This is a genomic window from Pseudomonas sp. (genome assembly GCF_040514055.1).
Classification (GTDB): Bacteria; Pseudomonadota; Gammaproteobacteria; order Pseudomonadales; family Pseudomonadaceae; genus Aquipseudomonas.
The window spans coordinates 15,546-29,593 of the sequence record NZ_JBEVDL010000095.1 but is presented as its reverse complement, the minus strand read 5'-3'; the positions used below and the strand labels follow the sequence as shown (position 1 = coordinate 29,593).

Genomic DNA, 14,048 nt, shown 5'->3' with positions numbered 1-14,048 from the left:
CAAGACAAGGCTGATATTTAATGGGTACCTTTGTCGGGTGCATCACGCACGATGAGCCATTCAGGGCGTCGGCCCGTTGCATCGACTGGCTTAACGGTTTGTGCGGGTGTTGTGATGAGCTCCAGCAAGGACCCAGCTAACCGGTGGTTGGCGTGGCGCGCTGATTGGATGTTGGTGCAGCATCTAGACGGCCCCGGCCAGTCAGATGACTAAGATGGCTATTTACGGAGTGCAGTACAATAGGTCGCCTTTAATGTGTTGGCGTTTTCCAAGTTCGGCTTCGGTTGGATTTTCTCTGGGAGCAAAACCTCGCTCTTTGTAAGTTGTTGATCATTAGGTCAAGTTGTAGGTGTGGCTGTGGAACTTGCGATGATGGTTTCTGGGCGCAATGGTGTTCTGTTAGCGACCCTGGACCGGAACCACCGCTGTATCCAAGCCTGTAGCACCGTTCAGCGGCTAGCCGGTGCAGCGCTGAACAAATCCTTAGGGTACCGCTCCAAGTTAGCGGCCACTATTATGCCCAAAGGAATTTCATGGACCTGTACCCTGATACCCTCGCCGAGTTTGAGGCGTCGCCCGAAGTGGATTGGCCGTTGGATGAGCCAGTGGTGCCAAACGCTTTGCCCGTGCCGACGGTCTATTCGCCTATCGATATTGCCGATGACCGTGTCTTGGACCGTTTCTGCTGAGCGGCTTGAGGTTGCACCCGCCGCCAGTGCCCGGTTCAGTCACCGAGCGGGTTTCTTTACGCCCGTCAAGTGGGCACTCCTTCAGATTGACACACTGCCTGTACGCACTGGCGATCAGGTTGAATGTCCGAGAGACGGAGCAGGCGAGCGATGACCGTCAGGACAGAAGTGAGCGAACAGGGCGGTTCGCTAACCCTCTGGGTCGAGGGCGACTTTGATTTCGCAGCGCAGCGGCAGTTCGAGCTGCTGTATCGTTCGCCGGCCGTTCGGCCGACGCGGTTTATCGTGGATTTTTCCAACTGTACCCGAATCGACAGTGCGGCCTTGGGCCTGCTGCTGTTGCTGCGTGACTATGCCGGTGCCGGTGCCGGTGCCGGTGCCGGATATGCCGGCGCCGAGCCGGCCCGGATCCTACTGCGTAACTGCAGCCCGTATTGCCGGCGCATCCTGGATGTGGCCAACTTTCTCCAGCTGTTCGATATCAGTTGAGGGTGCGGCGCTCCGCTGACAGGCGCGGCTGTGCAGGCAGCGTCATCAGGCCCTAACGATCCAGGAGTGTCAGTGTGAGCCTGTCTCGCCAGCCTGAGAAAACACAACGTGCCGATTTGTAGAGCGTTTTTCCGGTTAGCTCGAAATGCAGGTCGACCTCCAGGTCCATGGTGACGTTATCGCTTTCGTCCACCTGAACTTGACCCGATCCCCGATACGTTACTCGATTGGCCTTGAAGTCTTGGCCGGCCGCGCGCTCGATTTCCGCTTTGCAACGGGCAAAGGTGGGTTCGAGGTCCTCGGCGCTGATACCTCGGTCCTGGCTGCAGGCGCTCAGGGTACTCAGGCCGAGAAAAAGGGTGAATGACAAAAGACGCATGGCAGATTTCCGCAGGAGGGACTGGCAGACAGGGTAATAGCTCCGGACGCGTTCGGCTCGCCTGTCGCTTAGCGTCGCCGACGCTGTCCGGTTTTGAGTGGTCCTGGCCGAGGGCTAGAATGGGCGCCGGGTCGCTCTGTCAGACGTGAGCTTCCTGCTTGGCTGGGCGTTTAGCCAAGTTCTTTTAACGTTGCACTGGAATTCGCCAATGAACAGCCGCTGGGACATCTTTTGCCGTGTGGTCGACAATTATGGCGACATTGGGGTGACCTGGCGGCTGGCCCGGCAATTGGTTGCCGAGCATGGCCTGGCGGTGCGTCTCTGGGTGGATGACATCGATGCCTTTGCCCGGCTCTGTCCCGCGGCCGACGCGACGGCCACGCGGCAATGGCGGCAGGGGGTCGAGGTGTGCCAATGGTTGGATCCCTGGCAGCCTGTCGCCGCGGCCGACGTGGTGATCGAAGCCTTTGCCTGTGAGTTGCCCGCTGACTACCTGGTCGCCATGCGAGGCCGGACGCCGCCGCTTTGGCTCAACCTGGAGTACCTGAGCGCCGAACCTTGGGTGGAGGGCTGCCATGGTTTGCCCTCGTTGCAGTCCCAAGGCCTGCAGAAATTCTTCTTTTTCCCCGGGTTCAGTGACGCCACCGGTGGCCTGTTGCGCGAGCGCAGCCTGCTGGAACGGCGCCAGGCTGTGCAGGCCGATGACGCGGCCCGGGCGTCCTTGTTTCGAGAGTTGGGGGTGCAGTGGTCGCCCGCGCAGCGGGTGATCTCGCTGTTCGCCTATGAGAATTCCGCACTGGCCAGCTGGCTCGCCTGCCTGGCCGCAGAGGCCACACCGACCCTGCTGTTGGTGCCCCAGGGACGTATTCTGGGTGATTTGCGCCAGGCGCTGGGTAGCGGCGCGCTGGAGTCCGGAGTCCCGTTCATGATCGGCCATCTGCAGGTGGAGGTGCTGCCGTTTCTCGAGCAGGATCACTACGACCGCCTGTTGTGGTGCTGTGACTTCAATGCGGTGCGCGGGGAAGACTCGTTCCTGCGGGCGCTATGGTCCGGCCGGCCGCTGCTCTGGCAGATTTACCCCCAACAGGAGGACGCGCATTGGGACAAACTGGAAGCGTTCCTGGCACGTTACCTCGAGGGGCTGCCGTCCGCGGCCGCGCAGCCCATTAAGGCACTGTGGCAGGCGTGGAACGCCGGGGCTGCCATGGGGCCCGCATGGACAGCGTTCAGCGAGCAATGGCCGCGGTGGCAGGCGCATGCGCAAGGCTGGGCGCAGCGGCAAGCCGTGCAGGCTGACCTGGCGACTCAACTGCTGGACTTTTACCGGCACTGGTCGGCCTGAGCAACAGCGCTTGGCGGCTTTCTCAGGCGCGTTGCGCCTGGCGCGTGACCTGCGCGGGGGGGCAGACCGCCGAGTCGATGGCTGCCTCGATGGCGACGATGATGCGCTCCACTTGGGCCTCGGTGAGGCTGTGACTGCAGGCGATACCGGCAATCGACAGCAGGGTCTCGCCAGTGCCAACCACAAACAGCCGCACCGCCATGCTGCCGGGGCTGTCCAGGGTGGCATCGAAGCCAATCGGGTAGAAGTGGGTGCGTAGGCGCTGGCACGCGCTGGGGAAGGACATTCTGCTCATAGGGGCTACCTCACAAAAGGGCCGTGCTCCAGCGACTGCGACCGGCATGCCGCGCCCTTCGATTGAATGTAGCAGCTGCACCAGGATGCGGCGCAGCGCAGCGAACGTTGAGCACCAGCAGGTCGTCTGGTTTGGCGCCGTCGGTAAGCCCCGATACCCATATGGGATCGAATTGGCTATGATACGCGGCCTAGATTTCTGTAGCCCATCCAAATTCGGATATTCGTATGAAAACCGCACAAGAAATGAAGCCCAACAGTGTGGCGCTGATCGACGGCCAGCCTTGGCTGATCCAGAAGGCCGAGTTCACCAAGTCCGGTCGTAACAGCGCCATCGTCAAGATGAAGCTGAAGAACCTGCTGACCGGTAGCTCGACCGAGACCGTCTACAAGGCCGACGACAAACTCGAGCCGGTGATCCTCGACCGTGTGGCGGTGAGCTACTCGTATTTCAGCGAACCCAACTATGTGTTTATGGACGAGGAATTCAACCAGTACGAGCTGAACCAGGATGACCTGGAAAGCGTACTGCCGTTTATCGTCGATGGCATGACCGACGTCTGTGAAGCGGTGTTCTTCGAAGGCAAGGTGGTGTCCGTAGACCTGCCGACCACCATCGTTCGCCAGATCACCTACACCGAAGGTTCCGCACGCGGCGATACCTCGGGCAAGGTGATGAAGCCGGCCAAGCTGAGCAACGGCACCGAAGTGAAAGTGGCTGATTTCTGCGAGATCGACGACTGGATCGAAATCGACACCCGCACCGGCGAGTACAAGTCGCGCGCCAAGGCCCCGGTTTAATAGCCGACCTGGTGTATCGAAAAAGCCCGGCTCTGGCCGGGCTTTTTTATGCCTGTCGTATTCAGCCCGATGACCTGGCCGGCCGGAGTGGCGGGGCCAGGCTTGCGAGTCAGCGAGGTGTTAGATGGTGGTGGTCAGGCGCACGTCGATATTGCCGCGGGTGGCGTTGGAGTAAGGGCAGACCTGGTGAGCGGCGGCGACCAGCTCTTCGGCCACGGCGCGATCGAGCCCCGGCAAGTTGATCTGCAACTCGACCTCCAGGCCAAAACCGCCGGGAATCTGGCCAATGCCGACCTTGCCGGTGATCGAGCTGTCCGCCGGCAGCGCCTGTTTGCTCTGGCTGGCGACGTACTTCAGCGCGCCGATAAAGCACGCCGAGTAACCCGCCGCGAACAACTGCTCCGGGTTGGTCGCTTCGCCGCCTTGACCGCCCAGCTCACGGGGCGTGCTGAGTTTCACGTCGAGCACACCGTCGTCGGACACGGCGCGGCCATCGCGCCCGCCGGTGGCGGTGGCAGTGGCGGTGTACAGGGCTTTGATCGGGGTCATGGTAAGTCTCCAGTGGTGGGTTCGCTGAGTGTTGGCACGCCTTCCTGGCGCTTGGGATTTAATTTAGTGCTATTTATTTTTGTGCGCAATATATATTTTATGATTTTGTCGGTCGTGCTTATGGCGGTGCCTGGCGCTGGGCGGCTAGGCAGTCGGACCGCCTTTTGCAAACACCTGCCAGGGCCACCAGAGCTTGCTTGAGGCTGCCCCGTTGCGTCATGGACTGCGCGGTCGCCTGCAGGCTGCCACCCGGCACGGCCTTGGCCTGCGCCCGCCGCGCGACCCATTGTCCGTCAGGTGCAGTTCCACCCTCCGTTCGTCCCGGTTTCTGCGCGTGCGGGCCAGCAACAGCGAAGTGGTGTGCAGGGCGCTATGGTGCATGCCCTGGTTGCGTAGCGGTATTGTTCAGAACAGTGGCAGGCTGACGTTTAGGAGGGCAGGTAAATATCCTGCACAGGCTGTGATGGGCTTCCTTGTCGTGCAACTTGCGTGCTGGGCATCATGATGTGTTTCTCTCTTCCAATGACCAGGAGTGCAGTATGGATACGCCCAACCCCTTTCAGGCGCCCGCGGCGGAGCTACGATCCGAGACTAGCTTGGAGCTCGCCGGTCGAGGCGAACGCCTGGGAGCCGCTCTCATCGATGCCCTGGCGGTCCTGGTGGTGACGCTGCCCGTGGCCTGGCTGACCGGTAGTTTCGACGGTGTGATGGAGGGCAAGCAGCCGGGCCTGGGGCTGCAAGTGTTGAATTTTGTACTCGGCGTGGCCACGTTTCTGGCGATCAATGGCTACTTGCTGAAAACCTACGGTCAGACCCTGGGTAAACGTTTGCTGAAGCTGGCCATCGTCGACCTCGAGGGACGTCAACCCGACTGGATTCCCATGATCGCCAAGCGATATGGGGTCCTGTGGGTCGCTTCGGCCATTCCGTTCGCGGGTGGCTTGGTGGGTCTGGTCGACGCCCTGTTTATCTTTCGCGCCGACCGTCGCTGCGTCCATGACCTGATCGCCGAGACCCGTGTGGTCAAGCTGCGCGACTGATCAGTTGCGACCCAGGCCGGCCTGCAAGGCCAGGTCCCAGGGGGGCACGGGGGCGAAGCGCGCCTTGAGAAACTCCTGCAGCAATCGGCTGCGGGAGCTGGCCTGGCCGTCCAGGCGCAACGCGTAGATACCGCTGGGCTCGGGCGCCGGCAATCCCTCTTCACAGAACAGCGGCAGTAACTGCCCCCGGCGTAAGTAGTCGCTGATCAACCAGGTCGGCAGGTGTGCGATGCCCAGGCCCGCCAGGGCACCAAACAGCAAGGTCTCGGCGTTGTTGGCGACCATGCGCATGCGCTGCGGGCGGCACAGCTGCAGCCGTCCCTGCTGCTCGAAACGCCAGGCATAGGGTGGCGCCAGGCCGTCCCAATCCAGCCCGTCATGTTCGCTTAAGTCCGCCGGACAGCGCGGCATGCCGCGTCGGTGCAGGTAGTCGGGGCTGGCGCAGACCACCCGGATCAAGGGCGCCAGGGGCGTGGCCACCAGCCGGGTATCGGCCAGCGGCCCAATGCGCAGTACCAGGTCGACTTCACCCAGGTGCTCGCCGTGCAGGTCGACAAAACTGTCGATCAGTCGCAATTGCACGTCGAGCCCGGGGTAGGCCACCAGGAACTCGGCGATGGCCGGGGCCAGGTGGCGCCGGCCGAACGGCGCGGGTGCGTCGATACGCAGTAACCCTTCCGGTGCGCAGCTCAGCGACACCGCTTCGGCACGCGCCAAACGCAGTTCCTGCAGGATGCGCCGGGCCCGTTCGGCGAAGGCCAGCCCGGCGGGGGTGGCGCGCACCGCATGGGTACTGCGACTGAACAAGCTGCTGCCCAGGGCCCGTTCCAGGCCGTCGATGCGCCGTGCCACCGCCGAGGGGGTGAGCGGGTGACGACGGGCCGCGGCGGAGAAACTGCCGGTTTCCAGCACGTCGATAAACAGCACCAGCTGGTGCGTCATGGCATCCGGGTTCATGGCTCTCACTTATGCAGATAACGCACAGCCATTGTGCTGGCTTGTGCGTTTCGCCGCCAGTGATCAGTCGCTAGCATGGCGGCCTGCGCGAGGAGAGTGGCCGATGACCCTGCTGGACCTGTTAATCAACCTGATGCTGGGCCTGGCGCTGGGCACGCTTGGCGGGCTGTTCGGTATCGGTGGCGGACTTATTGCGATTCCGGTGCTGGGCGTGCTGTTCGGTCTGGATCAACCGCTGGCCCAGGGCACCGCGCTGGTGATGGTGGTGCCCAACGTACTGTTGGCGCTCTGGCGCTATCACCAGCGCAACCGGATCGTCCGGCGCCACGCCGTAACTTTGGCCGTGCCCGCCCTGTGTTTTGCCTGGCTGGCCTCGGCCTGGGCGGTGGCACTGGACGCCGACGCCATGCGTCTGGGCTTTGTCGGTTTTCTGCTGGCGCTGGCGCTGTACACCCTGGCCCGGCTGTTCCGTCGCCCGCCGCCTGCCAGTGCAGCGCTGCGTCAACCCTGGCCCTGGCTGGGGCTGCTGGGGGCCGGCTCCGGCCTGCTGGGTGGGGTGTTCGGGGTCGGCGGCGCGGTATTGGCCACCCCGGTGCTGACCAGCGTGTTCGGCACCAGCCAGCTGGTCGCCCAGGGTTTATCCCTGGCCCTGGCCGCGCCCAGTACCGGCATCACCCTGGCCACCTATGCGCTGCATCAACAGGTCGACTGGCTGCTCGGCGCGCCCCTGGCGGCCGGCGGGCTGCTCAGCATCGGCTGGGGCGTGAGGCTGGCCCATGCCTTGCCGGAGCGGCTGCTGCGTGGCCTGTTCTGCGGCTTCCTGGTGCTCTGCGCGGTGCTGCTGGCGGTTAAAGTCTGAAGCCTTCGGCGATGTGTTCGGCCAGGCACTCGGTGACCGGTGACTGCGTGCGCGGGTTGCGCAGCAGCACGATGCTGGTCATCGGCAGTTCGGGCAGCCCCTCGGCCGCGCCGAGGATGCGCATGTCGGCTGGGATCAGGCTCTGCAATTGCGCGGTGACGGCCAGTCCGGCGCTGACCACGGCCATCAGCGCCGACAGGCTCGGGCTGCTGTACGCCACCCGGTAATCGTGGGATTGCGCCTCCAGCGCATTGCAGGCCCAGGTGCGGCAAAAGCAATCGGTGTTGAACATGGCCAGCGGCATGGGCGTTTGCTCATGGGGGCTGAAGCCGATCGCCTCGGCCCAGACGAAACGTTCCTGGCGCAGCAGTTGGCCGATCTCGGTACCGGGCTCGCGCGTGATGATCGACAGGTCGAGATCGTCCCGTTGCAGCAACTGCGACGAAGACTCGCAATGCACCTCGACCTGTACCAGGGGGTACGCCTGGGCAAAGCGCGAGAGGATGCCCGGCAGGAAACGCATCACATAGTCGTCCGGGGTGCCGATGCGCACCGCGCCGACCATATGGGGTTCACGCAGGGTACTCAGCAGTTCGCCGTGCAGGCGCAGGATCCGCCGGGCGTAACTCAGCAACAGCTGCCCCTCGGGGGTCATGCGCAATTGGCGGCCGTCGCGCTCGAACAGCGCCCGCTGCACCACGTCTTCCTCGAGACGTTTCATCTGCATGCTGACCGCCGATTGCGTGCGGTTAAGCACTTCGGCCGCGCGGGTGAAGCCGCCATGATCGGCAATGGCGACGAAGGTGCGCAGCAACTCGGTGTCGATGCCGGGATAGTGGGCCATACATCATCCTGTGGAATGTATAGTATAAGAAACATTCGTTGGATTGATCTTAAGCCCGGCGCGAGACTGAAGCCAATCCCCTAAGGAGGGCTTCGAGATGAACGGTCAACATGCGGTACTGGGCTTTACCCGCCGGAAATCCATCGACCTGGTGTCGCACTGGTGGGCGAAAGTGCGGCGCTGGAACGAACTGGCGCGGCAACGGCGGCAGCTGTTGCGGCTCAACGAGGCCGCGCTCAAGGACCTGGGCCTGAGTCGCGCGGATGTCGAGCACGAAGTGGAGCAACCGTTTTGGCACGATCCGATGAATAATCGCTGAGCGAGCGGCGCGTGCGTAGCCGCACCGGGGTGGCCAGCGGGTTCGCGCAGGCCGGCCGCTGCCGATTCAGGCTTGAACATAATAAGGTGATCTATGCAGGTGGATATCAAGGTAGTGAATGCCTTTGTCGAGGCGGGCCGCGGCGGTAACCCGGCCGGTGTGGTGCTCGACGCGGACGCGCTGAGCGCCGCGCAAAAACTGGCGATTGCCGCCCGGGTCGGGCTGTCGGAAACGGCGTTTGTTTCCGCCTCGGAGACGGCCGCGTTCAAGCTGGAGTTTTTCACGCCGGTGCGACAGATCGCCCATTGTGGCCATGCGACGGTCGCCACCTTTTCTCTGCTGCGCCAGCTGGGCCGGGTGCAGGAGGGCTGGAGCAGTAAAGAAACCATCGATGGCAATCGCGACATCCTGCTGGTCGGCGACGCTGCTTATATGGAGCAACGCCGGCCGCAGTACCGGGAGGTGGCCGCGGAGGATCCCGCGGTGCTGGCCGAGGTTCTGGGTGCGCTGGGCCTGGAGGCGCGGCAGTTGCTCGAGGGGCATCTGCCGACGCGGGTCGAGACGGGCATGGCCTTTATTCTGGTGGCGCTGCGCAACGAAGCGGATGTAAAGGGGGTGCGTCCCGACCTGGCCCGCCTGGAGCGCCTGAGCGAGCGCTTCGACCTGGTCGGCTTTTATGTGTTTTCCACCGCCACCCGGGAGCCGGGACGGGCCGCCGGCGCGCGCATGTTCGCGCCGCGTTACGGCATCGCCGAGGAGTCGGCGACCGGCATGGCGGCGGGGCCGCTGGCCTGTTACCTGCACGATCGCCTGGGGCTGGCGACGACCCGCCTGGCGATCGAGCAGGGGTATCTGATGGCGCCGCCGTCGCCCAGCCTGATCCAGGTCGAGCTGGAGCTGGAGGATGACCGGATCAGCCGGCTGATGGCCGGCGGCCAGGCGCGGGTGATGGACGCCTACTGCCTGTCGCTCTGACGCGGCCGGGCACGCCAGTGCCGTCGCGCTGCTGCCGCCCGTCGCACGATGGCGCTATGCTGCGGCCCTGACGCAGTTTCCCTGTCTGACCCTGGGTGATAAATACATGCATGCAGTAGCGCGGGCGGCGAGTTCATGGCGATGACGCGCAAGGGCGCGGACGCCTTTTTGTTCGGTGTCATGCTGCTGTTGTGCGCCTTGTGGGGCCTGCAGCAGGTGGCGATCAAGGTGGCGGCGGCGGATATCGCGCCGCTGTTGCAGGTGGCCTTGCGCTCGGGCATCGCGGCCGTGCTGGTCGGCCTGCTGATGACCCTGCGCGGGGGGTGGCAGGGCCTGCGCCAGGGCACCTGGCGGCCCGGCCTGCTGGCCGGCGCCCTGTTCGCCCTGGAGTTCCTGTTTATCGCCGTGGGCTTGCACTACACCTCGGCCTCGCATATGTCGGTGTTTCTCTACACGGCGCCGATTTTCTCCGCCCTCGGCCTGCACCTGCGCTTGCCCAGCGAGCGCCTCGGGCGGCTGCAATGGGGCGGCATCGGCCTGTGTTTCCTGGGGATAGCCCTGGCATTTGGCGGCGACCTGTCCTGGTCCGCACTGGATGGGCGGATGCTGTTCGGCGATGCCCTGGGGCTGTGCGCGGGCATGGCCTGGGGCGCGACCACGGTGGTGGTGCGCAGCTCGAGCCTGTCCGAGGCGTCGCCGAGCCTGACCCTGTTCTACCAGCTGTTCGTGGCCTTTATCCTGCTGCTGGCCTTCGCCCTCTGCAGCGGCCAGTTGCAACCGCTGCGCCTGACCCCGGTAAGCCTGGGCAGTGTGTTGTTCCAGGGGGTGCTGGTGTCCTTTGTCAGTTACTTCACCTGGTTCTGGCTGCTGCGCCGCTACCTGGCGTCGAACATGGCGGTGTTTTCCTTTATGACCCCGTTGTTCGGCGTCACTTTCGGGGTGCTGATCCTCGCTGAACCGCTGAGTCTTAACTTCGTGCTCGGCGCTGGCCTGGTGCTGCTGGGGATCACCCTGGTCAGCGGGCATGCCTGGCTCGCGCGCTGCTTTGGCGCAGGAACGCCGGCATGACCCACTCGCTGTCACTGGTGCAGGCCCGGCGCCTGGCACTGGCGGCCCAGGGGTTTCTCGCGCCGCCGCGTCAGGGGGTTGGCGCGGCGCGCCTGAACGGGCTGATCGAGCGCCTGGGTGTGGTGCAGATCGACTCGGTCAATGCGCTGGTGCGCTCGCATTACCTGCCGCTGTATTCGCGCCTGGGCGACTACCCACGCGAGTTGCTGGAGCAGGCCGCCTGGGGCACCGGGCGGGCGCGGCGTCTGTTCGAATACTGGGGGCACGAAGCCTCGCTGCTGCCATTGTCGCTCTATCCGCTGTTGCGCTGGCGCATGCGCCGGGCGGCCGAGGGTGGCGGCATCTACGGTCAGCTGGCGCGTTTCGGCCGCGAGCAGCAGCCCTTGATCCGCCAGGTGTTGCAGGCGGTGCACGAGCGTGGCGCGCTGGGTGCCGGCAGCTTGACCCAGCGCACCTTGCGCGCCGGCCCCTGGTGGGACTGGAGCGCGGAGAAAACCGCGCTGGAATGGCTGTTCGCTGCGGGGGAGGTCACGGTTGCCGGACGTCGTGGTTTCGAGCGCCTGTACGACCTGCCCGAGCGGGTGTTGCCGAGTGCCTGCCTGGACCATCCGGAGATGACCGAGGCGCAAGCGCAGCGCGCGCTGCTGCTGCGCTCGGCCCGGGCCCTGGGGGTGGCGACCGAAAAGGACCTGCGCGATTACTACCGGCTCGATCCCCGTGACAGCCAGGCCCGCCTGGCGGAGCTGGTCGAGGAGGGCGCGTTGGTCCCGGTGCGGGTGCAGGGCTGGACCCACACGGCCTACTGCGCCGGAGAGCCCAGCGCAGTACGCGGACGGCCCGTAAGCGCGCTGCTGTCGCCTTTCGACTCGCTGATCTGGGAGCGGGCGCGCACCGAGCGCCTGTTCGGTTTCCGTTACCGGTTGGAGATCTACACGCCCCAGCACAAACGTGTGTACGGCTATTACGTGCTGCCGTTCCTGCACCATGAGCGTCTGGTCGGGCGTATCGACCTGCGTGCCGATCGCCGCGCCGATTGCCTGATGGTGCATGCCGTGCACGAAGAGGCGCCGGGCCTGGACGACGGCGCGCTGCAGGCGCTGGCCGAGGCGCTGCGGCGCCTGGCCGCTTGGCTCGGCCTGGCGCAGCTGCAACTGCCCTGTCGCTCGCCCGTGGCGGGGCGCCTGCGGGTGCTGCTGGTGGAGTCGCTCAGCGACGGACCTGCTTGAGGGTCTCGGCGATCAGAAAGGCCAGCTCCAGGGACTGATCGGCATTCATCCGGGGGTCGCAATGGGTGTGGTAGCGGTCCGACAACCCGTCCTCGGTGATCGGTCGGGCGCCACCGATGCACTCGGTGACATTCTGCCCGGTCATCTCGATATGGATGCCGCCGGCATAGCTGCCCTCGGCCTGGTGCACGGCGAAGAACTGCTTGACCTCGGCGAGGATCTGCGCGAAATCGCGGGTCTTGTAGCCGCTGCTGGCCTTGATGGTATTGCCGTGCATGGGGTCCGAACTCCAGAGCACCTGGCGACCTTCGCGCTGCACCGCCTGGATCAGTCGCGGCAGCCCGCCCTCGACCTTGTCCGCGCCCATGCGCACGATCAGGTTCAGGCGCCCCGGGTCGTTGTCCGGGTTGAGCACGTCGATCAGGCGGAGCAGCTCGTCCGGCTGCAGGCTGGGGCCCACCTTCACCCCGATCGGATTGCCCACGCCGCGCATAAATTCGACATGGGCGCCGTCGAGCTGGCGGGTGCGGTCGCCGATCCACAGCATATGGGCCGAACAGGCGTAATCGCCGCCGGTGAGGCTGTCGCGACGGACGAACGCCTGCTCGTAATTGAGCAACAGCGCTTCGTGGGCGGTGAAGAAACTGGTCTCGCGCAGTTGCGGCGAGGTGTCCATGCCGCAGGCGCGCATAAAGGCCAGGGTTTCGTCGATGCGATCGGCCAGCTGGCTGTATTTTTCGCCCAGCGCCGAGTGGGCAATAAAGTCCAGGTTCCACTGGTGCACCTGGTGCAGGTCGGCGAAGCCGCCTTGGGCAAAGGCGCGCAGCAGGTTCAGGCTGGCGGTGGACTGGTGGTACGCCTGCAGCAGGCGCTCGGGGTCGGGCACCCGGTTCTGTTCGTCGAAATCGATGCCGTTGACGATATCGCCGCGGTAGGCCGGCAGGGTGACGCCGTTCAGGGTCTCGTCGTTGGCCGAGCGCGGCTTGGCGAACTGGCCGGCCATGCGCCCGACCTTGACCACCGGGCAGCCCGCGGCGAAGGTCATGACGATCGCCATCTGCAGCAGCACCTTGAAGGTGTCACGGATCTTGGCGGCGGAGAACTCGGCGAAACTCTCGGCGCAATCGCCGCCTTGCAGCAAAAAGGCCCGGCCCTGGGTCACCTCGGCGAATTGCCGGCGCAATTCGCGCGCCTCCCCGGCGAACACCAGGGGTGGATAACTGGCGAGGGTCTGTTCGACCCGGCTCAGGTGAACGGCGTCGGGGTAGTGGGGCTGCTGCTGGATGGGTTTGCTTCTCCAGCTTTCCGGGCTCCAGGTGTGGCTCATCGTCTTGGCTCGATCCGTTAATGCGCGATGGGCCATGGTAACAGCTCGGTTCGCGGGTTGTGATAGACGCGCTGCAGGGCGCTGGTAAGATGCCGTGCATCGATCGCAGGGGGCTGGGCATGGACTTGGAGGGTAAGGAGGAGCGGATTGTCGCCGAGGTGCAGGACCCGTTCGGCCTGATTCGGGTGCTGGAAATCGGCGACTACCGGTTCCTCGAATTTGGCGAGGCGATCGAGCAGAGCTGCACCTTTATCGCCGATCCGAGCTGGCTGGAATACGACTACACCCGCGCCATGTTCCTCGGGGCGCTGTGCCATCCGGCGCCGGAAACCGCGCTGTTTCTCGGGCTCGGCGCGGGGACCCTGACCCAGGCGTGCCTGAAGTTCCTGGTGCTGGAGGACGTCGAGGTCATCGAGCTGCGTCCCGATGTGCCTCGCCTGGCGATGGAGCACATGGGCCTGGTGGATGACCCGCGCCTGACCATTCGCATCGGCGATGCGCTGGAATTGCTGCACAGCGCCGAGACCGCCGACCTGATCTTTCTCGACCTCTATACCGATCAGGGGCCGGCGGCGGGGCACCTGGCCTGGGCGTTTCTCGAACAATGCCAGCAGCGGCTGAACCCGGGTGGCTGGCTGGTGATCAACCAGTGGGCCAGCAACGATGGCAAGCCCCTGGGGGCGGCGCTGCTGCGCGGGCTCTATCACCGGCACTATTGGGAGTGCCCGGTGAAGGAAGGTAATGTGATCCTGTTTATCCCGGCGGACCTGGAGCAACAGTTCGAGCCCCAGGCGGTGCGCCAGCGCGCCGAGGCCTTGGCGCCGCACCTGGGTTACTCGCTGCTGCCGCTGCTGGACAGCGTGCGCGGGGCGACTTAGCGCACGCCAACG

General features: G+C 64.8%; 17 protein-coding genes. 11 read left to right on the top strand and 6 right to left on the bottom strand.

The window, feature by feature from the left end; all coding sequences use genetic code 11:
- Positions 1-533: 533 nt before the first annotated feature.
- Positions 534-689 carry a hypothetical protein gene (locus tag ABWY06_RS25040; RefSeq protein ID WP_353928302.1) on the top strand — a complete coding sequence of 52 codons (156 nt, stop codon included), beginning with the start codon at positions 534-536 and terminating at the stop codon, positions 687-689.
- A gap of 150 nt (positions 690-839) precedes the next feature.
- A complete protein-coding gene (locus ABWY06_RS25035; protein WP_353928301.1) occupies positions 840-1,178 on the top strand; it encodes an STAS domain-containing protein in 339 nt (112 codons plus the stop codon).
- 52 nt (positions 1,179-1,230) lie between these two features.
- Here the strand turns inward: ABWY06_RS25035 and ABWY06_RS25030 are convergent, their stop codons facing one another.
- Positions 1,231-1,557 carry a hypothetical protein gene (locus tag ABWY06_RS25030; RefSeq protein ID WP_353928300.1) on the bottom strand — a complete coding sequence of 109 codons (327 nt, stop codon included), beginning with the start codon at positions 1,555-1,557 and terminating at the stop codon, positions 1,231-1,233.
- Between the two features lie 208 nt (positions 1,558-1,765).
- Here ABWY06_RS25030 and earP point away from each other — a divergent pair, with 208 nt between their 5' ends.
- Positions 1,766-2,899, top strand: a complete 1,134-nt coding sequence (earP, locus tag ABWY06_RS25025) for an elongation factor P maturation arginine rhamnosyltransferase EarP (protein ID WP_353928299.1) — start codon at positions 1,766-1,768, stop codon at positions 2,897-2,899.
- Positions 2,900-2,921: 22 nt separating this feature from the next.
- Here earP and ABWY06_RS25020 read toward each other — a convergent pair whose 3' ends face one another.
- Positions 2,922-3,194 carry a DUF1652 domain-containing protein gene (locus ABWY06_RS25020; RefSeq protein ID WP_353928298.1) on the bottom strand — a complete coding sequence of 91 codons (273 nt, stop codon included), beginning with the start codon at positions 3,192-3,194 and terminating at the stop codon, positions 2,922-2,924.
- 227 nt (positions 3,195-3,421) lie between these two features.
- Here ABWY06_RS25020 and efp point away from each other — a divergent pair, with 227 nt between their 5' ends.
- Positions 3,422-3,994: an elongation factor P gene (gene efp, locus ABWY06_RS25015; RefSeq protein ID WP_353928297.1), complete on the top strand. Its 573-nt coding sequence runs from the start codon at positions 3,422-3,424 to the stop codon at positions 3,992-3,994.
- Between the two features lie 120 nt (positions 3,995-4,114).
- Here efp and ABWY06_RS25010 read toward each other — a convergent pair whose 3' ends face one another.
- Complete coding sequence (locus tag ABWY06_RS25010) at positions 4,115-4,543, bottom strand: organic hydroperoxide resistance protein (RefSeq protein WP_353928296.1); 429 nt, start codon at positions 4,541-4,543, stop codon at positions 4,115-4,117.
- 539 nt (positions 4,544-5,082) lie between these two features.
- On the opposite strand from ABWY06_RS25010, the gene ABWY06_RS25005 reads away from it, so the two are divergent.
- Complete coding sequence (locus ABWY06_RS25005) at positions 5,083-5,583, top strand: RDD family protein (RefSeq protein ID WP_353928295.1); 501 nt, start codon at positions 5,083-5,085, stop codon at positions 5,581-5,583.
- On the opposite strand, the gene ABWY06_RS25000 is transcribed toward ABWY06_RS25005, so the two are convergent.
- The gene (locus ABWY06_RS25000) at positions 5,584-6,540 is read right to left on the bottom strand and encodes a LysR family transcriptional regulator (RefSeq protein ID WP_353928294.1); all 957 of its coding nucleotides are present in this window, start codon (positions 6,538-6,540) and stop codon (positions 5,584-5,586) included. It abuts the gene before it with no gap.
- 103 nt (positions 6,541-6,643) lie between these two features.
- Here ABWY06_RS25000 and ABWY06_RS24995 point away from each other — a divergent pair, with 103 nt between their 5' ends.
- A complete protein-coding gene (locus ABWY06_RS24995) occupies positions 6,644-7,399 on the top strand; it encodes a sulfite exporter TauE/SafE family protein (protein ID WP_502948252.1) in 756 nt (251 codons plus the stop codon).
- On the opposite strand, the gene ABWY06_RS24990 is transcribed toward ABWY06_RS24995, so the two are convergent.
- The gene (locus ABWY06_RS24990; protein WP_353928293.1) at positions 7,389-8,243 is read right to left on the bottom strand and encodes a LysR family transcriptional regulator; all 855 of its coding nucleotides are present in this window, start codon (positions 8,241-8,243) and stop codon (positions 7,389-7,391) included. The genes ABWY06_RS24995 and ABWY06_RS24990 overlap by 11 nt on opposite strands.
- Before the next feature lie 97 nt (positions 8,244-8,340).
- Between ABWY06_RS24990 and ABWY06_RS24985 the strand changes: the two genes are divergently transcribed.
- The 4 genes from ABWY06_RS24985 (at position 8,341) to ABWY06_RS24970 (ending at position 11,831) form a co-directional block, all read left to right on the top strand.
- Positions 8,341-8,562 (top strand): DUF1127 domain-containing protein, encoded by a 222-nt coding sequence (locus ABWY06_RS24985; RefSeq protein WP_353928292.1) that lies wholly within the window; start codon positions 8,341-8,343, stop codon positions 8,560-8,562.
- A gap of 93 nt (positions 8,563-8,655) precedes the next feature.
- On the top strand, positions 8,656-9,537 hold the full coding sequence (locus ABWY06_RS24980) for a PhzF family phenazine biosynthesis protein (protein ID WP_353928291.1): 882 nt from the start codon (positions 8,656-8,658) through the stop codon (positions 9,535-9,537).
- A gap of 135 nt (positions 9,538-9,672) precedes the next feature.
- Entirely contained in the window at positions 9,673-10,605 is a 933-nt protein-coding gene (locus ABWY06_RS24975) for a DMT family transporter (RefSeq protein ID WP_353928290.1), read from the top strand.
- Positions 10,602-11,831 (top strand): winged helix-turn-helix domain-containing protein, encoded by a 1,230-nt coding sequence (locus ABWY06_RS24970; RefSeq protein ID WP_353928289.1) that lies wholly within the window; start codon positions 10,602-10,604, stop codon positions 11,829-11,831. The genes ABWY06_RS24975 and ABWY06_RS24970 overlap by 4 nt, the downstream gene beginning before the upstream one ends.
- On the opposite strand, the gene ABWY06_RS24965 is transcribed toward ABWY06_RS24970, so the two are convergent.
- Positions 11,812-13,158, bottom strand: a complete 1,347-nt coding sequence (locus ABWY06_RS24965) for a class II 3-deoxy-7-phosphoheptulonate synthase (protein ID WP_353928288.1) — start codon at positions 13,156-13,158, stop codon at positions 11,812-11,814. The two genes, ABWY06_RS24970 and ABWY06_RS24965, sit on opposite strands and share 20 nt — an antisense overlap.
- Before the next feature lie 119 nt (positions 13,159-13,277).
- Between ABWY06_RS24965 and ABWY06_RS24960 the strand changes: the two genes are divergently transcribed.
- Positions 13,278-14,036 (top strand): spermidine synthase, encoded by a 759-nt coding sequence (locus ABWY06_RS24960; protein ID WP_353928287.1) that lies wholly within the window; start codon positions 13,278-13,280, stop codon positions 14,034-14,036.
- Positions 14,037-14,048 lie beyond the last annotated feature (12 nt).